The 26,182-nt window shown below is 40.3% G+C and carries 17 protein-coding genes; 8 read left to right on the top strand and 9 right to left on the bottom strand.

Annotation, left to right across the window (positions count from 1 at the left end):
* Positions 1-221: 221 nt before the first annotated feature.
* Positions 222-1,106 (bottom strand): tetratricopeptide repeat protein, encoded by an 885-nt coding sequence (locus R0J88_RS15450; RefSeq protein ID WP_410900365.1) that lies wholly within the window; start codon positions 1,104-1,106, stop codon positions 222-224.
* A gap of 716 nt (positions 1,107-1,822) precedes the next feature.
* Here R0J88_RS15450 and katG point away from each other — a divergent pair.
* A complete protein-coding gene (gene katG, locus R0J88_RS15445; RefSeq protein WP_410900363.1) occupies positions 1,823-4,000 on the top strand; it encodes a catalase/peroxidase HPI in 2,178 nt (725 codons plus the stop codon).
* An 814-nt stretch (positions 4,001-4,814) separates the two neighbouring features.
* Here katG and R0J88_RS15440 read toward each other — a convergent pair.
* From R0J88_RS15440 to R0J88_RS15425, 4 genes are all read right to left on the bottom strand, one after another.
* On the bottom strand, positions 4,815-5,261 hold the full coding sequence (locus R0J88_RS15440) for an REP-associated tyrosine transposase (RefSeq protein ID WP_410900362.1): 447 nt from the start codon (positions 5,259-5,261) through the stop codon (positions 4,815-4,817).
* A 297-nt stretch (positions 5,262-5,558) separates the two neighbouring features.
* Positions 5,559-7,157 carry an ABC-F family ATPase gene (locus R0J88_RS15435; RefSeq protein WP_410900360.1) on the bottom strand — a complete coding sequence of 533 codons (1,599 nt, stop codon included), beginning with the start codon at positions 7,155-7,157 and terminating at the stop codon, positions 5,559-5,561.
* A gap of 220 nt (positions 7,158-7,377) precedes the next feature.
* The gene (locus R0J88_RS15430) at positions 7,378-8,115 is read right to left on the bottom strand and encodes a substrate-binding periplasmic protein (RefSeq protein ID WP_410900359.1); all 738 of its coding nucleotides are present in this window, start codon (positions 8,113-8,115) and stop codon (positions 7,378-7,380) included.
* Between the two features lie 39 nt (positions 8,116-8,154).
* On the bottom strand, positions 8,155-8,898 hold the full coding sequence (locus tag R0J88_RS15425; RefSeq protein ID WP_410900358.1) for a transporter substrate-binding domain-containing protein: 744 nt from the start codon (positions 8,896-8,898) through the stop codon (positions 8,155-8,157).
* Between the two features lie 332 nt (positions 8,899-9,230).
* On the opposite strand from R0J88_RS15425, the gene R0J88_RS15420 reads away from it, so the two are divergent.
* The 5 genes from R0J88_RS15420 (at position 9,231) to R0J88_RS15400 (ending at position 16,743) form a co-directional block, all read left to right on the top strand.
* Positions 9,231-9,833 carry a class I SAM-dependent methyltransferase gene (locus R0J88_RS15420; RefSeq protein WP_410900357.1) on the top strand — a complete coding sequence of 201 codons (603 nt, stop codon included), beginning with the start codon at positions 9,231-9,233 and terminating at the stop codon, positions 9,831-9,833.
* Between the two features lie 8 nt (positions 9,834-9,841).
* Complete coding sequence (locus tag R0J88_RS15415) at positions 9,842-12,997, top strand: DEAD/DEAH box helicase family protein (RefSeq protein WP_410900356.1); 3,156 nt, start codon at positions 9,842-9,844, stop codon at positions 12,995-12,997.
* 218 nt (positions 12,998-13,215) lie between these two features.
* Positions 13,216-13,815 carry a DUF1570 domain-containing protein gene (locus R0J88_RS15410; protein ID WP_410900355.1) on the top strand — a complete coding sequence of 200 codons (600 nt, stop codon included), beginning with the start codon at positions 13,216-13,218 and terminating at the stop codon, positions 13,813-13,815.
* Positions 13,816-13,908: 93 nt separating this feature from the next.
* Complete coding sequence (locus R0J88_RS15405; protein ID WP_410900353.1) at positions 13,909-14,976, top strand: hypothetical protein; 1,068 nt, start codon at positions 13,909-13,911, stop codon at positions 14,974-14,976.
* A gap of 669 nt (positions 14,977-15,645) precedes the next feature.
* A complete protein-coding gene (locus R0J88_RS15400; protein ID WP_410900352.1) occupies positions 15,646-16,743 on the top strand; it encodes a Fic family protein in 1,098 nt (365 codons plus the stop codon).
* A 1,089-nt stretch (positions 16,744-17,832) separates the two neighbouring features.
* Here R0J88_RS15400 and R0J88_RS15395 read toward each other — a convergent pair.
* The gene (locus tag R0J88_RS15395; protein ID WP_410900351.1) at positions 17,833-19,425 is read right to left on the bottom strand and encodes a cell surface protein; all 1,593 of its coding nucleotides are present in this window, start codon (positions 19,423-19,425) and stop codon (positions 17,833-17,835) included.
* Between the two features lie 168 nt (positions 19,426-19,593).
* Positions 19,594-21,060, bottom strand: coding sequence for a dGTPase (dgt, locus tag R0J88_RS15390; RefSeq protein WP_410900350.1), 1,467 nt, complete (start codon positions 21,058-21,060; stop codon positions 19,594-19,596).
* A 191-nt stretch (positions 21,061-21,251) separates the two neighbouring features.
* On the opposite strand from dgt, the gene R0J88_RS15385 reads away from it, so the two are divergent.
* On the top strand, positions 21,252-22,475 hold the full coding sequence (locus tag R0J88_RS15385) for an alkaline phosphatase family protein (protein WP_410900349.1): 1,224 nt from the start codon (positions 21,252-21,254) through the stop codon (positions 22,473-22,475).
* A 77-nt stretch (positions 22,476-22,552) separates the two neighbouring features.
* Here the strand turns inward: R0J88_RS15385 and R0J88_RS15380 are convergent, their stop codons facing one another.
* Entirely contained in the window at positions 22,553-23,296 is a 744-nt protein-coding gene (locus R0J88_RS15380; RefSeq protein ID WP_006793508.1) for a zinc-dependent metalloprotease family protein, read from the bottom strand.
* 158 nt (positions 23,297-23,454) lie between these two features.
* Positions 23,455-24,153, bottom strand: a complete 699-nt coding sequence (locus R0J88_RS15375; RefSeq protein WP_410900348.1) for a hypothetical protein — start codon at positions 24,151-24,153, stop codon at positions 23,455-23,457.
* Between the two features lie 354 nt (positions 24,154-24,507).
* Between R0J88_RS15375 and R0J88_RS15370 the strand changes: the two genes are divergently transcribed.
* Positions 24,508-25,665, top strand: coding sequence for a benzoate/H(+) symporter BenE family transporter (locus tag R0J88_RS15370; RefSeq protein WP_006793510.1), 1,158 nt, complete (start codon positions 24,508-24,510; stop codon positions 25,663-25,665).
* Positions 25,666-26,182: the final 517 nt, after the last annotated feature.

Genomic DNA, 26,182 nt, shown 5'->3' with positions numbered 1-26,182 from the left:
CTTGTTTTGTAGACGTAGAGCTTGCTCACGTTAGAAGCGTAGCTTCTTGTTTCAGATAAAATATTAAATTACTTAGTTCCTAACTCTAAAAGCGCAGCGCCTCTTAAACTCTTTGTGAATAATAATCTTTTAAAACCTTAATACACAAAGCATAGGACTTTATTACAGCCATAAAAAAAGAGCTTTCGCTCTTTTTTACAAACTATATAAGCAAGCTAAACTTACTCGCCTGCCACAATAGTATTAAAACTATTATTATCGTGCAGGCTTGCAAATGCACTTTCGTGGAGTAACTCATTACGTAAGTTAGGTGAATACTCAAGTGCCATTTTTATATCGGCCAGCGCATCGGCGTGCTCGTGTATTAGCGCAAACGCACAGGCACGTTGCCAATACGCATAACCATAATCGCTATCTATATCAATTGCCTGGTTACATAAATCAATCGCTTTGGCGGTTTGATTAATTTCAAGCAGGGCATCAGCTTTGTAAGCAATAGCCTCAACGTCTTCAGGTTTACGCTTTAAAATTTCATCAAAAATCTCGATCTTATTAGCATAATCACTTTCTAAATTTGCGCGCATCCACAACGAGTGAACCTCATTTGTAATCGATATACGTTCTTGGTTGCTGAGTATTTCTTCAGAACGAACACGCAGCTTTTCTTCTAATACTTTTAAGCGTTCTTCGTACTCATCGGTAATAACACTCACGCGGGTATTTACAATGTCTTCTACTTTGTTTTTAACATCGCGCAGCGAGTTCCAGCCAACAAGTACCAAAATAGATGCCGTGGCGGTAATAATAAAAAACACATTATTTATTGTATCGGTGGTGTAAGTAAGGGCTCTGTCGGCCGTGTCTAATTGCGCGTGCGTAACTTGCTTAGTTACATCTTCACGTAGTTTTTGCTGATCTTGGCGAACCGCTTTTAGCTCATCTAAAATGTAACGTTCCATAAGCGGTTTATACATAGGCTCTTTAAGTTGTTCGAGCGCTTGCTGTTCTTGTTGCTTTGAGGGGGCTTCTGTTTGTTGCTCAGCAGCATTAGCCGACGCTGAAAATAAAGTAAAACAGATACATAGTAAAGAAAAGTAATAACGCATCAACATGCCCAAATAAAATAATTAATTGCAAAAATAATATTAACACGCACAACCTAAACTCACTAGGGCAGGTTTTGTTTTGAGGGCGAGTTTACGGCACATTATAAATTATTATTATGAAAGCATTGTGTAGTGGTAAATTTTAGGCAAAAAAAACCAGCTCTGGGTGAGCTGGTTAAAACTGCTAAAACGTCAAAGGTTAGGGAAAACTTAACTACCGTTAGCTAATTATGATCAACTAACATAAAACTGATAAATTTAGTTTATAAAGTAAAGGTGTATTGGGCTTAGTAATACACCTTTAACATTATAACTACAATTTCATGGCGAAGGGGGGTATTCCTATGTGCGCTATGGAAAACCAAAGCCACTTTCAAACCCTTCATTTACCATTACGCCGCTACTTTTTAATTCGATCATCGTTATTTAAAAAAAGATCAAAATATTAAAACCCACTTGTTTGCAGCACTAACTCAAGCCTCTATTCACCAGAGCTTGTTTTTTGAGTATCAATCAAAAATACAAATCGCTCCAATCGTTTTAAATACGGTGTATTTGTTGGTATAGCTCAAAAAATAAGCCTATATTGGTAATTCAAAATAAGTACAAGTATATAAATAATTGATTAAGCAACATTTGCATGAATTAAAAATAGTAATACCTAAACAAATTGACCATTGCTTACGTATTTTATTTTACACCAAGAGGATTGAAAAATGAGCAACTCTAGCGCCGGAAAATGTCCAGTAATGCATGGCAGCAATACACAAACAGCTGGCCAAAACACAGATTGGTGGCCAAGCGCACTTAATTTCGACATTCTACATCAACACGATACAAAAAGTTCTCCTTACGGCAGCGACTTTAACTACGCTGAAGCGTTCAAATCTCTAGACCTAGAAGCCGTAAAAACTGACTTAAAAAACTTAATGACCCAAAGCCAAGATTGGTGGCCAGCCGACTGGGGTCACTATGGTGGTTTAATGATCCGCATGGCATGGCACTCGGCAGGTTCGTACCGTTTATCTGACGGACGTGGTGGCGGTGGCACGGCAAATCAACGTTTTGCCCCTTTAAACTCATGGCCCGATAACGCCAACCTCGACAAAGCGCGCCGCTTACTTTGGCCAATTAAAAAGAAATACGGTAACAAACTCTCGTGGGCCGATCTCATTATTTTAGCGGGTAACATGGCATACGAATCAATGGGGTTAAAAACCTTTGGTTTTGCCGGTGGCCGTGAAGACATTTGGCACCCAGAAAAAGATGTATACTGGGGCGCCGAAAAAGAATGGTTAGCACCAAGCGACGAACGCTACCAAAATGTTGATAAACCCGACACAATGGAAAACCCGTTAGCGTCTGTTCAAATGGGCTTAATTTACGTAAATCCAGAAGGGGTAAACGGTAAACCCGATCCGCTTAAAACTGCAGCACAAGTTCGCGAAACGTTTGCTCGCATGGCAATGGACGACGAAGAAACGGCTGCGCTTACCGTAGGTGGTCACACAGTAGGTAAAACACACGGTAACGGGAAAGAGTCAAACCTTGGTCCAGAGCCCGAGGCGGCTGATATTTCAGAGCAAGGCATGGGGTGGAACAACCTCAAAACACGAGGCATTGGCCGCGATACAATGACATCGGGCATTGAAGGTGCGTGGACCACACACCCAACAAAATGGGATAACGGCTACTGTGACCTTCTTTTAAACTACGAATGGGAACTGACAAAAAGCCCTGCAGGCGCTCACCAATGGGAACCTGTAAACATTAAAGAAGAAGACAAACCGGTCGATGTAGAAGACCCATCAATTCGCTTAAACCCAATTATGACCGACGCCGACATGGCCATGAAAATGGACCCAGCGTACCGCAAAATAATTGAGCGTTTTCATAACGACTTTGAATATTTTTCAGACGTGTTTGCACGCGCATGGTTTAAACTTACGCACCGCGACTTAGGGCCAAAATCACGTTACCTAGGTGCCGATGTACCAAGCGAAGACTTAATTTGGCAAGACCCAATTCCAAGCGTTGATTACACCCTAACAGATACCGAAATCGCCGATTTAAAAGTAACACTTCTTAATTGTGGCGTAAGCGCCAGCGATTTAATTAACACCGCATGGGACAGTGCGCGTACGTACCGAGGTTCAGATCACCGAGGCGGTGCAAATGGGGCACGCATTCGTTTAGCACCACAAAAAGAGTGGCAAGGCAATGAACCAGAGCGCTTAGCAAGTGTGTTAGCAGCGCTTGAAAAAGTACAAGCCGGTTTAAGTAAACCTGTTAGCATGGCCGATTTAATTGTACTTGGCGGCACAGCTGCGGTTGAACAAGCCGCTAAAAATGCAGGGGTAGAGGTTAACGTTCCGTTTGCGCCAGGGCGTGGCGATGCAACCGACGACATGACCGATGCCGAATCGTTCGACGTACTTGAACCGATTCACGACGGTTTTAGAAACTGGCTGAAAAAAGATTACGTGGTATCTGCTGAAGAGCTATTACTTGAGCGTAGCCAACTAATGGGGTTAACCGCCCCTGAAATGTCGGTGCTTATTGGTGGCATGCGTATGCTTGGCACAAACCATGGCGGCACACAACACGGTGTATTTACAAATAACGTAGGAACGTTAAGTAACGACTTTTTTGTAAACCTAACCGACATGGCAAACCGCTGGGAGCCAACAGGTAATGGCCTTTACAACATTGTTGACCGCGCAAGCGGTGCAACTAAATGGACCGCAACACGCGTAGATTTAGTATTTGGGTCAAACTCAATTTTACGCGCACTGGCAGAGTTTTATGCACAAGACGATAATAAAACCCGTTTTGTTCACGACTTTGTAAATGCATGGGTAAAAGTAATGAACGCCGACAGGTTTGATATTTAATAAACTTAAGCAACAGTTTAAAAGGAGCAGCAATGCTCCTTTTTTGTTCTTAAAAACTGAGCTTTTAAGACCGTAATGCACAAAGAGAAAAAAATGAGGAGTAAATGAGAAGATCAAAACCAATCCTAAATTTGGTTTTTACACGCCGAGTTTGCTCATGCAACTATGTCAGTTCAATAAGCTCTACCTCTAAAGCGCAGCGTCTCTTAACCTCTTTGTGATTAATGGGCTTTTAAAATCTTAATGCACAAAGAGAAGTGAATGAGGAGTAAATGAGTAGCCAAATTGAATAGGTTAAGTGACTTTTTATCACCACAGAGTACACCGAGGCGCTTTGCGCTACACTGAGTTAAAAATATTGGTTAGTCACTGCTCCTGCTCTTCTCCTTAACTTCTCGGTGGTAAAACAATCACTTTTGTAGCTGTTGCTATTAAATGAATGCAAAGCGCACCTGCAGGCTACATTCAGCCACTGCTTTTGAAAGCTGAGCTTTTAAAAACATAATGCACAAAGAGAAGAGAATGAGGAGTAAATGAGAAGATAAAGTGAATAGGTCATAGTTTAGCTTTGTTTTGTAGACGAAGAGCTTGCTCACGTTTGAAGTGCAGCTTCTTGTTACTAACTTTTAAAGCGATTCCTCTAAAAGCGCAGCGTCTCTTAACCTCTTTGTGATTAATGGGCTTTTAAAATCTTAATGCACAAAGAGAAGCGAATGAGGAGTAAATGAGTAGCCAAAGTAAGTAGGGTTAACTTATTTTGTAGACGTAGAGCTTGCTCACGTTAGAAGCGACAGCTTCTTGTTTTACATGCTATTTAATTTAAATAAATACAATCCCAGAATGGATATTGCCCGACACTTTTTACTATGCCAGTTCTTAGTGGGTTAGCAACAATATAACGAGCTTGATTAATTAAATCTTTTTCAGAACGAAGCTGATGCTCAAAATAATTTTGCTGCCAAATCTTGCCTGTTGTTTCATTTAGCTTATTTATTTTTACAGTCGTTACACTTTTAAATATTTTTATTACGTTAGCTAGTGAGCAGTCTTTAAGCTGAAATAACCAATGGAGATGATCAGGCATTAATACATAACAAATTGTATTTACTTTATTTTGCATATCCACAATAGCCTTTGCTGCAATACATGCATTGCGAAATTCTTTAAATAGAGGTGCTCTATTTATGCAGCATATAGTCACAGAGTAGAACTGATTATTATTTGAAAAACGATGTGCTAATAATTTTGAGGAGTCATGCATAGGAAAGGAATATATTTTGGCTTTGTATAAACATAGATAAGAATTAATCTAAAACAAGTTTTAAAAAGCCTTGCTTTTTCACGCCAGCAAGCTGCGCGTCTACAAGTTACTTTAAACACTATTTTGTAAACGTAGAGCTTGCTCACGTTAGAAGTGAAAGCTTCTCAGCGCTACAAAAAAACACGAGCAATAGTTAATTACCTCTTGGTGGGGATTTAATTACTTGTTTACTAATGCATTTAACCAAGCACAAAAAAGGCGCTAACTAAGCGCCTTTTAAACTATACACCAAAGGGTTTATGCTTTTTTCTCTTCGCAGCTTGCAAGGTACTCATCAAACGTACCCTGAAAATCAATAACCTGCTTATCTTTAATATCAATAATACGCGTAGCCAACGACGACACAAACTCACGGTCATGGCTTACAAAAATAAGCGTACCTTTAAAGTCTTTAAGCGCATTATTTAACGCCTCAATGGCTTCCATATCCATGTGGTTTGTTGGCTCGTCCATTACAAGCACGTTAACGTCTTGCATCATTAACTTACCAAATAACAAACGGTTTTTTTCACCACCTGAACAGTTACGCGCTTTTTTGTTTGAATCGTCAGCAGTAAACAACAAACGGCCTAACATGCCACGAACCATTAAATCGTTATGCTTAGCAGTACGCCATTGCGACATCCAATCAAACAACGTTAAATCGTTATCAAAATCTTTAGTGCTGTCTTGCGGGCAATAACCAAAGCTCGCATTTTCAGACCACTTAATTTCGCCTTCGTTACTTTTAAGCTCGTTAACTAAACAGCGTAAAAAAGTAGTTTTACCCACACCGTTTTCGCCAATTACCGCAAGCTTTGCACCGGCTTCTAGTAAAAACTCACCGCCACTAAATAATGTTTCACCATCAAAACCATGGCCAAGCTTGTTAACTTCAAGCGCTTGGCGGTACATTTTTTTGCCTTCGTCAAAACTTAACGATGGGCTCATACGGCTCGATGCTTTAACTTCATCAAGCTTAATTTTATCCATTTTTTTAGCGCGCGAACTGGCTTGCTTAGCTTTAGAGGCATTAGCACCAAAGCGGTTAACAAAGTCTTGTAGCTCGTCAATTTCAGCACTTTTTTTAGCGTTTTCAGCTAAAAGTTGCTCGCGTTGCAGGCCCGATGCCTCTAAATACTTTTCGTAATTACCCGGGTAGATACGCAGCTCGCCGTAATCAATGTCGGCCATGTGTGTACAAACTGAGTTTAAAAAGTGACGGTCATGCGAAATAATAATCATCGTACATTTACGCTTGTTCAGCTCGTTTGCAAGCCACGTAATGGTATGAATATCCAAGTTATTGGTAGGCTCATCGAGTAACAGTATGTCTGGGTTTGCAAACAAAGCTTGCGCTAAAAGCACACGTAGTTTCCAACCTGGGGCAACATTTGCCATTAATCCGTAATGAAACTCTTTATCTATACCCGCTTCTATAAGTATTTCTTCAGCGCGGCTTTCGGCAGTGTATCCGTCCATTTCAGCAAATACACTTTCAAGGTCGGCCACTTTCATGCCGTCTTCTTCGCTCATTTCAGGTAAAGAATAAATACGGTCGCGCTCTTGTTTAACCTTCCAAAGCTCAACGTCGCCCATAATTACCGCATCTACCACCGTGTATTGCTCAAATGCAAACTGGTCTTGGCTAAGGTTACCTACTTTTAACCCCGGGGTAATCGACACATTACCCGCGCTAGGCACAAGCGCACCGCTTAAAATTTTCATGAAGGTCGACTTGCCGCAGCCGTTAGCGCCAATTAAACCGTAACGGTTACCGTTACCAAATTTAGCTGAAATGTTTTCAAACAACGGCTCTGCGCCAAACTGCATCGTAATATTTGCGGTGGAGATCAAAAAGGGTAATCCTAGAATGAGTACTGACAGGAGCTTGCTGTAGCAAAAGGCCACAAACAACATCAAGCAATAGGGTAAATTAGCTGGCGAATTATACAGATCAGCCACAATTAATGAAAGGTAAAAGGCAGCTAATTTATAACCAACCTTAAACGCACTTTAACGGTGCAAAAGCTTTTAAAAATTTGCTTAGTAAATAAGGAAGGTTAAATAAATAAAACTATTGATGGGTTTGGTAAATACGCTCAATAACCGTTTTATTGTTAGTAATATACGAATTAATAGCCGCCATATCGTCAGCAGTAACCGTTTTTTTACTCAGCATAAAATGCACATTATTAACGTTTATGGGCTCAACCAATGCCGCAGGCTTAATGTTTGAATACTGTTTTGTAAAATATTGCGCCACTAACGAATCATCAATTAAAAAATTAATGCGCTGTTTGTTAAGCAAAATAAAACGCTTTTTAGACTCCCCCGTAAGCACCACTTGGTTTGCATACTGAATGCGTAATTGCTCAAACGCATCGCCAAAAACACTTCCTCTGTTTACACCCACCGTAAGCGATTTTTTAAATAACTCGTTAATGCTATTCACATTAGGCGAGCTGGCGTGTGTGTATAGCAGCATTTTTTCAACACGGTAAGGTAATGTAAAGTGGGCATACTCAGCGCGATCTGCCGTTTTACTGGCGGCAAAAATTAAATCAACACGGCCCTGTTTTAGCTCTTCAAATGCACGTAAGGAGCTAGGTAACACACTAAAGTTTAAGCAATAAGGTGAGCTTTTAAAAATAGCCTTAAGTACGTCTATTTCAACACCGTCCAGCGTATTGTTTTTTAAAATGACATAGGGCGGCCAGTAACTTTCGTTAGTAGCCACTGTTAACGTTTTAGTGCATCCCCAGGTATTAAATGCACTAAAAGTAAAAAGGGTTATAAACAATAATATTTTCAAACTACAGCCTTTTGTAAACGGTTTTTAGTGTGTGTTAAGTTATAATTTTTCAAACAGTTCTGCTAATTGTGCCTTACGGCTTTGTATTAATTTATTAACCTCAATAACATCTTGCATAGTAGACGTATTTTTACTCAGCATTAAATGAATAGAGCCCTTGTTAACATAAGTTGTAGTATTAACTTGCTTAATATTGTTTGACTGGCTAACAAAGTACTCACCCACTAACTGGTCTTCAATTATAAAATCGATCCGTTGTTTAGCCAATAAAGCAAAGCGCGTTTTTGCCGCACCGGTAAAAATAATTTGTTTTGGATAAATATTTTTTAAGTGCTCAAATTGCTCGCCGTAATAACTCCCTACATGGGCGGCCACGGTGTAGCCCTGTTCAAGCGCATCTTGCAGGTTTTTAACATTATATTGTTTATTTTTATGCTGATACAACCACATCACCTCGTTGCGGTAACTATCCGAAAAATAAACATGCTCTGCACGTTTTTCAGTAAAACTGGCAGCCCAGCCTAAATCCATTCGACCTTTAGTTTGTTCAACAAATGCACGCTCTGTATTGGGTAAAAACTCAACCTGAACACAATAAGGCGACCCCGCAAATATAAGCCAAAGCGCCGTTACCTCTTTACCTTGTGCGTGGCCGTCTACATTAACAACGTAAGGCGGCCAATAGGTATCGTGCGACGCGACAAAAAACCTTTTTTCGCAAGCCCCACTCCCAAAAGAGAGAGCTACTAACAAATACAACCCGTATTTTTTTAATCTATGCATAATATCCCTCATGCTAGCGACGCAATACGTACAGTATAAACCAGCCTAAAAATTTAGTCGTAAATTTTGTATAAGCATATAAATAGTATTATTGGGTTTATAAAGTTATGTATTTATAATCAATATGTTGGGAGGGCTAAGCTAACATGTTCATTTTTGTAATCGTTAAACTTGCAATGTGTGCGGGCGAATAATAAAAAGGGTGTATTAATTTAAAATATTCCACTACTAAGTCTATATTTTATTTATTTGCTCCTGTAGATTGAACACCTATGAATTTAATATTAACAGCGGCTTAGCTGTTAAACGATTAGCCAAGGAGCGGGTGTATCGTGCCAAGTACCACACTCACTTACTACAATAACAACGCACAAATCTTTAGCGACTCAACGCTTAATGTTGATATGTCGGCGTTATATGCTGAGTTTTTACCGCATGTAAAACAGCACGGCCATATTCTTGACGCTGGCTGTGGCTCAGCTCGCGATGCCGCTTACTTTAAAAACCAAGGGTTTACTGTCAGCGCGTTTGACGCAAGCCCAGTACTTGCAAAGTTAGCCAGTAATTACTTACAACAACCGGTAGAGATTAAAACATTTCAAGGGCTAGAGTGTGTTAATAAATACGACGGCATTTGGTGCTGCGCGAGTTTATTACATGTGCCAAAAGCTGAGTTACCGCAAGTGTTTTTAAAGTTGCAAAAAGCCTTAAAGCCCGATGGCGTTTTATATGTATCGTTTAAATATGGCACGCAAGAGCGTGTACATAATGGCCGTGAATTTACCGATCTAAATGAAGATGGCCTAACCGCATTAATTGCCGGCCACACCGAGCTTAAAATACTAAAACAATGGCAAACGGTCGACCAACGCCCAGAGCGCGAGAGTGAAGTATGGCTCAATGCGTTAATTAAATACGCTATTGGTAAAGGCTAATAACTGTAATGAATATGAGTGTTAGAAATCAGTTTGAATATTGTGACCAAGTACTTTTGGAGTATGGTTATGAGCTACATGAGCAAAACACAGTAGGTAGGTTGTATACAAAAAATGATAGTCCTGCAGTGTTTATCGATACAACTCTTTTTCAACTAGATTTATCTAGTTATCCGTACGTTGATTACACAAGTTATCAAAATCAACTGATGCACAAATATCAAGGTTTGTATCGTTTCGTTTATGATTTAAACACCTCTTTGTCTATTGAATCACAAACTAAATTTCAAACCGACCTTGATATATTTTTAGGCTCAGAAGAACAACAACCAGATAAAATAAAAACATTTGGCTCTGACCGAAGCGAAAGCCACACTGATCCAACACCACCGGAGTATAACTTTACCTGCTTATTTGAAGACGTCTTCGGCGCTCAATATTTACATGCGCTTGAAGCTGAAAGTAAATATATTGATAGTGCAGGGCACATTCGCTATATAGATTTCGTTTTAACAAGAGGTAGCGATGTTAAAAACCAAAGTAATATAGCTATAGAGCTTAACGGAGAGCGTTATCATCACCCGCTTATAATTGGTTTAAAAAAATATCGTTCGCAATTATTTAAGCAAAACTCATTAGTTTATGATGGCTATTTAGTTTTTCGATGGTCAAGCAGAGGTATGAGTGACCATTACAAGTTTAGTGATCAAATGCGTGATTATTTTGGTGATCCTAAAAACTTTAGTGCCGCACCTAATTACTTAGCACAGCGTGATTTATCATTTCAGCTTTTAGAACATCAAGACCAAGCCGTAAATAGTATTTCAAATCAACGCATAAAAGGTAAAAGCACCTTTTTAGTTGTCCTACCCACTGGTACAGGTAAAACAGAAGTATTTATAGAAGATTTAAAAAATCAAATAGATGCGGGTATATGCAAAAAAACATTGGCAGTAGTACCTAGCACTGCTTTAAAAAAGCAATTAAAAGAGCGATTAAATTTAAGACATCCCTTATTAAAAGTGGGTGAGTTATTAACAGACTCAACGCTTGATGTTGTAGTGCAAACCAGCGCTTATATGATGCGCCATTATAGCACTATACAATCACAATCTTTTGATTATATTCTGATAGATGAAGCTCACCATGCAGTTGCAACAGGGTTAAGAAAAGTAATTGAATACTTTAAACCTAAAACGTTATTAGGGCTCACTGCTACAGACGAAAGGCCCGATGCCCAAAAGCTGCAAGACATATTTGGTCGCTATAAAGTTGATTTAACTTTAGAACAAGCAATTAAAAAAGGACTTGCTCCGCAAATAAGAGCATACCGACTTGAGTCAAATATAGACTTATCGCAAGTGCGCTTTAACGGTAAAGATTATGTAAAGGCTGATTTAAATAAAACCGTACTTATACCCTCGCGTGATCAATTAATTGTAGATTTGATCAATAAATATTTTGCAGAACCTTTAATTGAAGGGCAATTATTAAAGCAAGGTGTTGTGTTTTGTACTGATATAAAACACGCTCAACGAATGGCGCAGTTATTTAATAAACACGGAATTAGTGCGCAAGCAGTACATGGTTCAGACCGCAAAGGGCTTGAAGAATATCAAAAAGGAAACATACGCTTTTTATGTGCTTGCGACCTACTAAACGAAGGATGGGATGCTCCACAAACTGAAATTTTAGTTATGGCGAGACCCACAATGTCTAAAGTGCTTTATACCCAGCAGTTAGGGCGTGGGACGCGAAATTATAAAGACAAAGAAGCGCTTATTGTAATCGATGTTGTAGACAGCTATGGCGCAGCATTACAGCCAATGTCGGTACACGGCTTATTTAACTTTTCTACTTACAAGCCATTTGAAAATATAATAAAAACAGAAGTACCAACACCCGAAAACGAAGCGATTGAATTAGATCGTTTATACGAAGGTGAACGCCGTATTGAAAAGATAGACATATTTACTTTTGAACATGAATTCGGCGGTTTATTAAATGAAGATCAGCTTGCTCGTGAATTATTTATTTCAACAGGTACGGTAAAAAGTTGGGTTAAAAAAGGAGATATTACCCCAGCAAAAACACACCCATTTGGTAAGCACACATTGAACTACTTTAGTGAACCGCAGTTAAAACAAATAAAAATAGACAAAAATATTAAAGAACGTACAGAAGATTCAAGGCGAGATGATTTCTTTGAGTTTTTACAAAAGCGAGACTATTCATTCTCATATAAAATCGCTTTTTTACTTGCCTTTATAAGTGAATGTAATACTCAAGGAGAAGCTCAAATTTCAAAACTTGTGTTGCGATATCAAAATTTTTACAAGCAGTTACAACAAGAGTTCGGCCAAGCAGAAAAAGACAAAAACCCGCTTAATGATAAAGAACGCTTGAACGATACTGCTTATTTAACTCGTAGTTTATTAGCAAACCCGTTTGAAAAGTTCGAGCGTAAACGTTTTATTTATCACGCAAAAGACCTCAATATTATTTCGTTTGACTCAGTACTCTGGGAAAAGCTAGATGAAAACGCACTTGCCGAAATCAAGCAGCAATATATTCAAGACGGTAAAGATTATTACCAAAAAATAGGTTTTAAGCTTCAAAACCAACACTTTAAAGCATTACTACAACTTGAAGAGCCAGTTGATAACACCGCCGTGGATATCATTTCTACACAAATCAGTAATGATGAGGAGTTATTTACAAGCCAATTAAAAACTGTAAATGAAGTAATCAAGTTGCCGTACTTCCCTAATATTAAAATAGCCTGCGGACATTTTAAAACAGGCGATAGCAGCGATGTTGAATATTTAGATGCGCCATTTGGTGCAGGCAAGCTTGATCCAAACGTGCATTTTTTAGCACGCGCTTCGGGCAACTCTATGAATGGTGGTAAACACCCAATACTTGATGGTGATTTACTGTTACTTGAGCTTATAACTTCCGATAAAGCAGGATCGCTACGCGGCCAAATAGTCGCGATAGAGCGAGATGATATAAGCGGGGAAGGGCAGTATTTACTGCGCAAAGTTAATAAATTACCAAATGGGCAATATGAGCTAATTGCTCAAAACCCAGATTACGAAGTAATGATTGCTGATGAAAGCATGCGAACGTTCGCGCGGTTTAAACAAGTGGTTGCAGAGTAGTTTGTAGTCGCGCTTTAACTTGTAGGCGCAGAGCTTGCCCGCGCGAAAAGCGCAGGTTTTAAGTTTGTAGGTCGTGCTTTAGCGCGTCAATGTAATTAATAATATTAGGGACTGTGGAGGGATTAATAACCTCTATTCGAGGTTTTATCGCATTGGCGATGGCAACCAAAGGGCGGCTGCCGCCGACCGCCCTTTGGAATCCCACGGCGCACCCAAAAGTGAAGCTAAATTTGACTGTTTTGCCTACTAGAGGCTCTTATGAGGTGGCTATTAAGCAGCGCGGTGGCGACCCTAGAAATTCAGTGGGCATGTATTTTCATGCTAGTAACTCTGCGTTTATAGAGTATAGAAATACGCAAAATGCAATGAGCACAGCGGTGCATGAAGCGGTTCATGCGATTAATAAAGCTGTACTAGGTTATACGCCTAGGTGGTTAAATGAAGGGTTTGCGGAGTACTTTGAAATTATTAAAAACCATATGCAAACCGGTATTGTAGAGCCTAATAATTCGTGGACAATAAATAATAAACTCGCTAAGGGCGTTTTTAATATTAGCAGGTTAATAGGTTCAGAAGAGTCGTGGAAACAAAACAATACGAGTAAATTATACGCAAGTAGTTGGGCGACAATTTACTTTTTGATGGATTCATCACAGGGGAGAATATTACTTAAAAATATAATGCTAGCCGAGCAGGAGTCCCCTTGTAATAAATTGCAGCCCAAGCAGTTAAAAAACATGCTGTACTCTCAGTTTCCTAATTTTAGTAAGGTTTATGCCCAGTGGTTAAAAACACCGTTTAAGGCGCATAACTTTTAATAACAATGGCATTTTAGTTATTTTTAGCGTTAGCCCTAGTGTGAGTTTTGTTTTTTAAGTATTGTTGTTTAACTATTATGCTGGGCTAATTTAATGAAAATAAAAACACGTCATGTATTGTTGTTGGTTGTGGTGTTGCTGGTTTTACACTTTTTTTATAAACCAAATACCGCTGTGGTTGAAGTAAATAACTATACGCACAAAGCTGAAAATGCTGAGAGTTATACGCATGTGTATACTACTGAAACCGTGAACGATAAACGTGTTGGTAATGTGGCCACTAAAGCTAAAGCCCAGCCTAAAGCTGCTCCAGTGCAACAAAATAGTTGTGAGTTGGTTCACGACCCTGAAGAACTTGAATACGCGCAAAGTGAGCTGTCGCAGTTAAACGATAATCTCGATTTTACAGCCGAACAATTTGATATTGGCCCTTACACCTCTGTTAATTTAATTACCCCTAATGTAAATGACGATTATCATAAAACGCTGCGTATTCGTTTATTTGAAGCATACGAAAAGTATCAAAACTTATTTGGTTTATACCCCGACAAACCCATTTTAATGAACTTGGTTGTATTACCTAATAATTATTACGACGATTATGTGTCGCGCTTTGGGGCTTTACCAAGCAACAATGCGGGGATTTATTTTGGTAAAAATAATACGGCGTTGGTGAGGTTTGACCCGGCCGATCCGCAAAGTAGTTTACGCGTAGCAATTCACGAGGCTATGCATGTTATTAATTTTAATTTAATTGGCAGTACCTCTAGTTGGTTAAACGAGGGAATAGCTGAGGTTTTTGAAAACACGCTGATTTATAAAACTAACCGAACTATTGCTATTCCTACCTACCGTGTACGCCGTACGTATATGGAGTTTAGGTCGTTAATTGACTCAGAGGCATTGTGGGAGCAGCAGTCTTACCGAAGCGATTTATATGCAAATGCGAATAATTGGTTGGCGTTTTTTATTCAGCATAAGCAAGGCCGAAGGGTGTTAAAGGCGATTGTGCAGGCTGAGGCTAAAAACCCGTGCAATACGCTTGAGAATGAGGTGATTTTAAATGCGCTTTCTACCTATTTTATAGATTACGAGCAGGCGTATTTAGTGTGGTTAAAGGCATCGCAGCAGGTTGAGGGCGAGTTTATTCCTGTTTATTAAAGTGTGTTAGTTATTTAAAAGCGTAATGCACAAAGAGAACAAAATGAGGAGTAAATGAGAAGAGCCGAGCCACTTGATCACTTCTCTAAAAGCGCAGCGTCTCTTACCCTCTTTGTGAATCATTGGTTTTAAAGGTGTAATGCACAAAGAGAAGCGAATGAGAAGCCAGAGTGAATAGGGCTACTTTTAGCTTGGTTTTGTAGACGTAGAGCTTGCTCACGTTAGAAGCGCAGCTTCTTGCTAAAAAATAAATATCACCACAGAGTACACCGAGGCGCTTCGCGCTACACAGAGTTAAAAAATATTGGGTTGGTCACTTTTTCTGATCTTCTCCTTCACTTCTCCGTGGTAACACAATCATTTTATTAACCCCCGTAAAAGCGTTGCTTTTAAACGCCAGCAAGCTGCGCGTCTACCAATAAATTTAACCTCTTTTTTAATAATAGGTTTTTAGGGCTTTAATGCACAAAGAGAAGCGAATGAGAAGAAAATGAGTAGTCAAAGCGCGAAGTAAAATTGCATCTACAAATATTTAAATTACGGTTGCCTATAATTTAAAAAGCGGTGGTGCTTGCAAAACAATGAGGCAATTAATGCCATTAATCGCCTCATTGTATGAGGCAATTAAATCATATAGACTGAAGTTAACTAACTTAAGGGCTAAAGACTATGTGGATATGGCAACAACAAAACTGGCCAAACTTTACGTGGGATGATGCGTCGCTTGCTCCCTTACTAAGTGAGCTTCCATATAACCATGGCTTATTAGTGGGCCGTATGGGCGTGCAAAGTGCCCATCAAAAGCAGCAAGCTCTTGATACTTTATTAGCAAATATTATTCACTCTAGTGCGATTGAGGGCGAAAAGCTTAATGCATTTTCGGTTCGCTCTTCGCTCGCTAAAAAGCTCAATATTAAAGAGAAGCCTTATCCCACAACTGTGCAAAGCGACAATCTTGCAGAAATTATGCTTGATGCAATAACTAACACAGATTCAGCGCTTGGTTTAGAAAGGGTGCTTAACTGGCATCGTTTATTATTTGCAGATGAGCAAAGCTTGTTTACTAATATTGAGGGCGGGCAGTTGCGTGGCGGTGAGCCAATGCAGGTGGTATCAGGGCGTTTAGATAAACCGGTATTACATTTTACAGCGCCACCTAAAAAGTTAGTGAACAAAGAGCTGTCGCTATTTTTTGATTGGTTTAACAACACGCAAAACGATCCACAAATAGACCCTTTTATTCGTGCTGCTATCGCACACTTGTGGTTTGTAACAATACATCCGCTTGAAGATGGTAACGGGCGCATAACACGACTTATAACCGATCTGGCTTTAGCACAAAAGTATGCAGAGTCTATTCGGTTTTATGCTATGTCGGTGGCTATTTTAGACGATCGAAAAAGCTACTACGAGGTGCTAGAAGCCACGCAGCGTGGCGGGCTTTGTATAACACAGTGGATTAAATGGTTTTTAAATACGCTTAATAATGCGATACACCATACGCTTAAAAATATTGAGCAAACAGTTTTTAAAACTAATTACTGGGCAAGTAAAGAGCAAACAAAACTAAGTGAGCAACAAGTAAAAGTAATTAATAAATTACTCGATGGCCAATTTGAGCACGGAATTAGTGCCAGTCAGTATCAAAAGGTAGCTAAAGTCAGTCGTGCGACTGCCACACGGCATTTAGCCGATTTACAAACATTAGGTTTCATAACAAAAACAGCTGCCGGTGGGCGCAGTACACGTTACACATTTGCTCAATGAGGCAATTAAATGGCTATTTGACTCATTAATTGAGGCAAATAGGTGTGTTTAAGTTAAACGAGTAGTGCTGAATGCTTTAATTAAAGCGAAAGGTAAACTTTCGTCCATAATTTAAAAGCTTTGCTTTTAGGGCTTTAATGCACAAAGAGAAGCGAATGAGGAACCAAAGTGAATAGGGCTATTTTTAGCTTGGTTTTGTAGACGTAGAGCTTGCTCACGTTAGAAGCGCAGCTTCTTGCTAAAAAATAAATATCACCACAGAGTACACCGAGGCGCTTCGCGCTACACAGAGAAAACATTAGTAATGTTAGTTACTTCTCCGCATCTTTTTTCCTAACTTTTGGTGCTGAAACAATCACCTTTCAACCCCCGTAAAAGCTTTGCTTTTCGCGCGAGCAAGCTTTGCGCCTACCAGTAAATTTAACCTCGTTTTGAATAATAGGCTTTTAGGGCTTTAATGCACAAAGAGAAGCGAATGAGGAGTAAATGAGAAGCCAAGCCATTTGATTTATTGGTTTTTTAATCACGAGTCACTTGATCACTTCTCTAAAAGCGCAGCGTCTCTTATCCTCTTTGTGAATCATTGGTTTTAAAGATGTAATGCACAAAGGGAAGCGAATGAGAAGCCAGAGTGAATAGGGCTACTTTTAGCTTGGTTTTGTAGACGTAGAGCTTGCTCACGTTAGAAGCGCAGCTTCTTGCTAAAAAATAAATATCACCACAGAGTACACCGAGGCGCTTCGCGCTACACAGAGTTAAAAAATACTGGTTTGGTCACTTTTTCTGATCTTCTCCTTCACTTATCCGTGGTAACACAATCATTTTATTAACCCCCGTAAAAGCGTTGCTTTTAAGCGCCAGAAAGCTGCGCGTCTACCAGTAAATTTAGAAATAATGAGCTTATAAAACTGTAATGCACAAAGAGGAGTGAATGAGTAGTAAATGAGAAGAGCAAAGCTACTTGATTTAAGTTATTGGTTTTAATCACGAGTCACTCGATCACTTCTCTAAAAGCGCAGCGTCTCTTAACCTCTTTGTGAAAAATGGGCTTTTAGGGCTTTAATGCACAAAGAGGAGTGAGTGAGGTTGCTACTCTTTTGTTTGTAGCTTTTTAGCGCGTTCTTCTGCGTCTATTAGTGCTTGTGATTTAGGGGCGCGTTGTTTTTCTTCTATTTTGGGTTTTTCGGCTGAGTTTGGGTCCCAACTTGCATCAAGTGATAGGTTGGCAAATGGATTGCTGGTATCTGCTTTTTTAGGCTCAGCTGTAGGGGTTTTAGGCTCGGCTTTTGTTTCAGATGCTTCTGGCTCTGGTTGAATTGTTTCAGAGGTGTTTTGTGGCGCTGGTGGCTCCGGCACGGTTTGTGTTGGCTCTGTTTTATGTGGTTTTTTCTTTTTGCCGGGTAGTGGTGCATTAGGATCGAACGTGCGTACTTCGGGCTCTTTAAAGTCGTGTTCCGTTTTTAATGCAGGCGCTTCTGGCTCGGTCTTATCTAATTTAGCGGGTGTGCTTGTTGGTAGCGGCTCAGGTATTTTCTCTGCTGGTTGTTCAGTATTTTCTACAGGCTCAGCTGGTGTTGGCTCTGGTTTTACTGGGCTGTGCTTGCGCTGTTTTTTTACAGGTTTTGCATCTGGATCAAAGTCGCGTACTTGCGGTTCGTTAAAGCTGCTGGCGTTTTTAATACGCTCTAACGTAGTTTTAGCTGCGGCTTCAAACTCGGCGGTATTAGGTTGTGGTTTTTCTTCGCGTGGTTTGTCATTAGTAACAGCGTCGTTAGTAGGGGCTTTTGGCTGGGCTGTTTCTGTAGCCGATTGCTCACTGGGTGCCGGTGTTTTGTGTGTAGTTTTTGGTTGCTGTTGCTCTGAGGTTACATTAGCTGTTTGTTTTTCGGCGCTTTGCGTATTTTGTGTTTGCGTATTTGCTGTTGTAACGGCTGCGCTGGCATTGCTTTGTTTTGCGCGGCGCAAACGAATGATCACCATTGCGCCAATAAGCACAACCAGCACCAATACAAAACTTGGTAATAATAACGAGCTAGGCTGCTCGCGCGCTGGTTGCGGGGCAATCACTGGCGCCGGTTTTATCACCGGCGCTACTGTTGGTTCTGGGTTTTGTATAACGGGTGCAGCTTGCTCTGTTGTTTTAATTGGCGTTGCTCTTTGTGTTTTTTCTGGTGCTTGTTCAGGTTTTTGAGTTGTTATTGGCTCTGCTAGTGTTTGGTCGGCAGCTGTGTTGTTAGGCTCGTTTTCTTCAACGAGGGTTGTTTGCGCCGACTCCATATTAATGGTTATTTCGCTTGCATTAGCGTCAATCATGTCGCTAATTTGCTGTTTTTGCTCATCGGTTAAGTTAAGTGTTTTTTCGTCAATTAGCCCATCGGTGGTTTGGTTGGTGGGCTCAATAACCGGAGCAGGTTGCACATTGTTTGGTTGTGGTTGGGTTACTATTACGCTTGGCTCTGGCTCTTTTACTACTGGTTTAGACTGAGTAAGTACTTGCTTAGGTTTGTTGCAATGTTTTTTATAGTCACGCGCCGCTTTACGGTATTTTTCGCTTGTTTTGTTATTACTGTATTGCTGTACTTCTTGCTTTATAAGTATGCACATTGCTTCGTTATAAGCAGCGCTATTAACACTATAAAATAAGGCAAAACAAAGCGTCAGGCGTCTGAGTAAAGTGGTCATAAGGGCGGTTAGCGTTTAAACATTAATAAGTTGATTTTAAGCGTAAAATTAAAAATTATCTAGGGGAGTATTACGCTTAATGGCGGGCGAATATGGCTAAGCTTATTTGCTTTAATATTAAAGCTTAGCCTGGCGGTTATTAAATAGCGCTGAGTAAGCGCTATTTAATTAGCTTATTACCATTAGGCTGCGGTATTCGTCGTAGGCAAATTGGTCGGTCATGCCGCTAATGTAATCTTGAATTAACCGGCATCGGTAATAAAATTCGTAGGCTGCATAGTGGTCGGGCTCTTCTTGCATAGCGTCTATTGCATGTTGGTAGCTGTTTAAGTGCTTTTTAGAGAGCTTTTTAACAAGCCTTGATTCTATTAGTAGGCGTTTGTCGCCATTTAGGGCGCGTTTAAAGTCGTCGCTTGTTAGTTGCAGTAGCGGTTTGTAGCTGTCGAGTAGGCCGTTAATGATTCTGTAGCCTTGTAGCTCAAGCTTTTCTACTTCTTTATCTGAAAACACATGCGCTTGGGCAACGTGTTTAAGTGTTTGTGTTACGGCGTGCAAGTGGCTTCGGTCTTCTAGTAGGGCATGGTTAAAGTCGCCGTGATAAATGGGTTCTATGTTTTCTATAAAGCGTTTTGCGGCATGATTAACTAGCGGGTGCAGCAGGGCTACACGCAGGTATATAAAAAATTCACTATTAAAGTTATACGGTTGTGCTTTGCCACGCTCTAGTGCGTAGTTTACCGCTTTGCTAACAAAGTCTTGGTGTTCGGTGTCGTCAATTGTTAGGTTTATAAGTACTTTTTGATAGTGATTTTTAAGAACGGTGCACAGTAGCTCAATGGTTATTATGCCTTTTTCTACTGCGTCTTCTATGTCGGCTAGGCAGTACGATATATCGTCGGCGGCTTCCATTATGTAACTGGCCGGATGGCGACAGTAAGGCTCTATGGTTAATTCGTTTTGTAATGCTTCAATAAAGGCTTTTTCACTGTAGTAGTAGCCTACTTTTTTCATTAAGTAGTTTTTATTTTGGGGTATGTCTTTTATATCAAGCCCTGCTGGGCGGGTGTATTTTAAAATACCTGCACTTTGGCTGTAGGTTAGGTTAAGGGTTTGCAACGAGTGAATAATACGCATGCCTTGGGCGTTGCCTTCAAAGTTGCAAATGTCTTGCGCTAGGTGCTTAAAAATAACCCCTATGCCTGTGTTTGGCTCGCGACATCGCTCGGGAGTTACACTGGCTAAATTAGTATTAAACCAGTGGTTTATTGCGGCTTCGCCAAAGTGGCCAAAAGGTGGGTTGCCAATGTCGTGCATTAGGCAAGCCATTTCTACTAGGCTTTCGAGTGGGCGTTCTAGGTCGGTTAAGCCATAATCTTTTTGTTGCTCAAAGCTTAGGTTGGCAAAAATACGCTGTACAATAAAGCGGCCAACTTGTTGCACTTCAAGGGAGTGGGTTAGCCTTGAACGCACAGCGGCATTTCGCTCAAGCGGAAATACTTGTGTTTTTTGTTGTAAGCGACGAATAGCGGCGCTGTTGATTATGCGACCACGGTCGCTTTCAAGCGCCATTTGTAAATTAGAGGTGGTTCGGTACATGCGCGCGGGGGTTATTTTTTTACTAAAGTCGATAGTCATCGGTGTCCTTGTTTGGTGTTGACGACTGGCAAAGTAAGTGCGCGGTGTCATTCTTTTTTAATACTTACTTGTTAATATATACATCTAGACGAGTTAGGTACAGGTGCTTGTATCATTTAAGGGCCAGCAATTGTATTATAAATCTATGTTTTTCAGTATTTAACGCATTTTAATGTAGGCGAGTATTTATAATGAAGTATGTGTTTTTAAAGGTAATGATATTGGCATCTTTGGTGCTAACTAGCCATTTAGCATTTGCGGCAAAAGAGCAAACAGTAGTGCTTGTGTCGATTGACGGTTTTAGATGGGACTACATTGAAAAACACGGTGCACCTAATTTAAAAGCCATGGCTGATAAAGGCGTAAGAGCACAAAAGTTAATACCGGTTTACCCCACTAAAACGTTTCCTAATCATATTTCTATTGTGACTGGGTTATTGCCAGTAAATCACGGCATTGTTGATAACAAATTTTGCGACAAAGCGCGTAATAACGAATGTTACAGCATGGGTAAAGCATTAGGCGACAGTACGTGGGTTAAAGGCATTCCGCTGTGGAACTTAGCTAAAATGCAGGGGCTTAAGTCGGCGGCGTATTTTTGGCCTGAGTCGGATGCGAGGTTTAATGGTATGACTCCCGACTATTTTTATCATTATTCTAAACATAGTGAGTACCAAGGCCGGGTTGATCAAATTATTCAGTGGTTAAGCTTACCCAAAGCGCAGCGCCCTCGCTTTGTTGCGAGTTATTTTTCGTTAGTCGATAGCATGGGGCATGAATTTGGCCCCGACGCACCGCAAACACGCGATGCAGTTAAACAGCTCGATACGTTAATGGGGCAGTTGCAAGCGCGTTTGAGTAAATTAGAACAAGATGTGAATTTAGTGATTGTGTCGGATCATGGTATGGCGGTTGTTGACCCTAATAAAAGCATTTTACTAAACACGTTACCTAGTGATGACGGTTTTATAGTTAAAAACACGGGGCCTCGCTTACTTATTTATGCAAAACCCGAAACCAGCCCAGCTAACATCGCCAATTACAAAAAACGCTTACGCGACGCGGCAAAAGGCCGCTATGCAGTATTAACCGATGAGCAGTTAGCTGGGTATCATTATAATAAAGGGAGCCGTGTGGGCGATATTATAGTGCAAACTAACGCGCCTGCTGTATTTACCAGTAAGGGTAAATCGACGTATGTTGGCACACATGGTTATGCTTACACAGACGACATGGCAGCCACGTTTATTGCCACTGGACCTGCATTTAAACAAGGTGTAAGCCTTAAAAAAGTAAATAACCTCGACATTTACCCAGTGCTTGCAAAAGTAATGGGTTTAAAGCTATTAAATAAAGTAGATGGCGATGGCAAAACGTTAATGCCGGCTATTAAGCAAAAGGTTGTTGTGCATTAAAAAGAGCGCATAACGCGCTCCAAAGGGACTAACAAAATAACGTAAGCGGGCATTACATATGCCCGCTTTTTACTATTTTACTTAAAGTTAGCAATACTTGTTTTTGTTGCCGTTACCGTGCGAATTGCGTATGCCTGGTTAGTAATACCGTAAGGAATACCGTTTACGCTCCAATTTGGGTTAGAGAAGTAATCGTACTGTGTTGCGCTACCAAATACTTGTGGGTACGCCATGATACTTGCAAACTCGTTTTGTACACCGTGGCCCATGCCGTCAGTGTAAACACCACCCGACGTATCACCTTGTTTACGTGAATGCGCTAAGCCTTGGTTATGGCCTAGCTCGTGTACAAATGTGCTTGCACCACAGTCAATCGCTGTAATTGAGTACATACGATCGCTCATAGAGCTGTAAAGGTTGCCGTTTGTACCTTGTCCAACCCATGCTAAACCACATGAAATTAAGCCAGCACCTGCACTTTGACCCATACCTAGCACTGCTACCATATCGGCTTTCCAGCCTGTGCGCAGGTTATCTACGTAGCTGCTGTTTGTTACTGCATTAAGCCAATCTTCTGATGGGGTAATTGCGTAGTCGCCTAAGTTTTGCGAACCCACTAAACGCAGCGTAATGTCTACGCCATTTTGGCTGTAAACTTGATTACTAAATGCAATAAGCTGGTTAATTTTTGTATTAATATTGCTGGTTGCTGCAGCCGATTGGTCGGTATATAAAATACCAATATCGATCGTTTCTGCTTGAGCTGTGCTTGCAGCGCACAATGCAGCTGCTACTGCTGTTTTGATGATTACATTCTTCATTGTTGTATTTCCTTACTTTTGTAGTGGTTAATATAGTTATTATTAAATTTTGCTTAAGCATAACGAGCACGCTTAAGCAGCCATTTAATGGGGCTTAATATAAAAAATTAGGTAATAGCAATCCGCGATAGTATTTAATTAAGCGGGCGGAATAGTGGTTAGCCGTCGGTTTTAGGCGCAAACATATCGCCAGTGTTATCGGTTTTTGGTTGTGGGGTACTTACGTCGTGCTCAATATGGCTTTTATATAAATCGCGTTTAGCGGCTATCCAGCCGTATTGGCCTTTGCTTTCAAATACGTAGTTTCCAGAAGGCGCGGTAAATTGGCCGTATATAGCGTCTTTCCCAACGGTAAGTACCGTGTTGTGCATACGTCCGTCAACGCCGAGTACTTTTCCAAAAATGCTTTTGTCACCATTTGCTGACTCAATAACGTTAGTGACTTCGGCGGTGTAAGTTTCGGTTGTTTGTGGAATAGCTAAATCAAAGTTTTCGCCTGTTTTTAGTGCTTGTAAAGTGGCTAAATCAAACTCTATGTAGGCCTCGTTATTAAGATCGGTAGGCAGTACTTTGGCATTGGTAAGTACTGCTTTGGCACGATCTGATAAGCGGTTTACCGCGTCAAAGCTTTCAAATGGAGCTGTTTGTTCTATTTTTGGCGTGGTTTTTATAGGGTCTTTACTCATATCAATAGGCGCTGGCGCTTTGGTTGTGCGTGTTTTTTGCAGATCAATAGGAACAAAATCGATCGCTATTGGAGCAGTAGGCTCCTCGGCTTTTTTGGTCTCAATTATTCCTTTGTAAATGGCAAATGCGAGTACCGCAGTAGCAATGGCAGCAATGATTAAACGCTTCATTTGTTTCTCTTTTGGTGTTTTTGGTTAACTATTTGTTACGTTTTATACTAAGTGAGTAATTAGATCAAGTTTGGTTTTATAGTATTAATGTATTGTTTTTTGATTTTTTAAGTTGTTGTAAAGTAATGGTTAGCTTGTTTTTAGTACATTTTAGGTATTGCTTTTTGTAGGCTTTATGCGGCCTGTGGCGCTTTTATAGGTACTTGTTTGTTTTTTAAAATGCAATAATTTAAAGGCTCAAAACTTTTTAAAATAAAAATGAAAATAATTCACGATTCTTACACTAATAGTTAATTGCATTGTAAAAATGAGCAACGTATGTTGTGTGCATAAAAATAAATGCAAGAGGGATATATGGCGTTTTCAGATCAATTACTTAACCGAGCAACCGCTGGATTAGTGGCTGTGATCATTGGTTTTGCAAGTTCCATTGCATTAATTTATCAGGTTGTGATCACCCTAGGGGGGACGCCTGATTTAGTTGCGAGCTGGATTTTAATGCTAGGTTTAGTAATGGGAACAACCTCAATAGGTTTATCTTACTATTACAAAGTTCCTGTTTTAATTGCATGGTCGACCACTGGGGCTGCTTTGCTTATATCAAGCGCACAGGGATATAACCTAAACGAGGCGGTTGGAGCATTTATGTTTGCCGCGTTGTTGGTTTTTTTGTCGGGTATAACGGGTTGGTTTGAAAAAATAATGAACCGAATACCCAGCGAACTTGCCTGTGCCATGTTAGCGGGCGTGCTGGTTACTTTTGGTATTGATGTATTTAATTTTATGAATGATATGCCCTTAGTTATAGGGTTAATGGTATTGGTTTATTTTGTAGGTAAGCGCTTTTTTGCGCGCTTTGCCATGCTAAGCGTGCTGATTGTGGGGGTGTTATTAGCGTGGCAATTTGGCCATGTAGATACCAGCGCATTGCAGTGGAAAATGAGTCACTTTACCTATATTGCGCCTTCGTTTAATTTACAAGCCTGTATAAGCATTGGTTTACCTTTATATATTGTGACAATGACCTCTCAAAATCTGCCAGGTATTGCTGTGTTAAAGGCGCATAATTACAAGGCGCCTATTTCGGCATCGCTCAATGTGACGGGGCTAGTTAATGTGCTTTGTGCGCCGTTTGGAGCGTATTCAATTAATTTAGCTGCAATTACGGCGGCTATTTGTATGAGTGATGAGGCTGATAAAAACCCTGATAAACGCTATTGGGCAAGTATTGCAGGCGGTGTGTTTTACATTTTAATGGCGTTGTGTGCTGCAACTTTAGTCGGTTTGGTGGCAAGTTTGCCGCAGGCACTTATTTTGGCGCTGGCGGGTATCGCTTTGTTTGGCACTATTGCAAATAGTTTGCAGCAAGCGTTAACGGGTTCGCAATATACTGAGGCTGCAATAGTGACGTTTTTGGTTACGGCGTCTGATTTAACGATGTTTTCAGTAGGATCTGCTTTTTGGGGAATTATAGCGGGCGTATGTACAGTAATGATCACTCGTAAGGGTTAATGATGGTGGGTTACTTAAAAGCGCAGCGCCTTTTAATCTTTTTGTGAATAATGGGCTTTCAAAACTGTAATGCACAAAGAGAAGTGAATGAGGAGTAAATGAGCAGCTAAAGTGACAAGCGGTGTTTTAGTTTATTTTTGTAGACGTAGAGCTTGCTCACGTTAGAAGCGGCAGCTTCTTGTTATTTAAAAATGAATATTACCACAGAGCACACCGAGGCGCTTTGCGCTACACAGAGTTAAAAAAATATTGGTTTGGTCACTTCTCCTGGCCTTCACTTCTCGGTGGTGAGTTAATTACTTTATACCCCGTAAAAGCGTTGCTTTTAAACGCCAGCAAGCTGCGCGTCTACCAGTAAATTTAGAAACAATGAGCTTATAAAACTGTAATGCACAAAGAGGAGTGAATGATCAGGGCAAAGCCAATGTTTAGTTTGTTTTTGTAGACGTAGAGCTTGCTCACGTTAGAAGCGGCAGCTTCTTGTTATTTAAAAATAAATATAACCACAGAGCACACC

This window comes from Pseudoalteromonas sp. SIMBA_162, assembly GCF_046535955.1.
GTDB classification, from domain to species: domain Bacteria; phylum Pseudomonadota; class Gammaproteobacteria; order Enterobacterales; family Alteromonadaceae; genus Pseudoalteromonas; species Pseudoalteromonas marina.
This window is presented reverse-complemented; position numbering and strand designations above follow the sequence as displayed.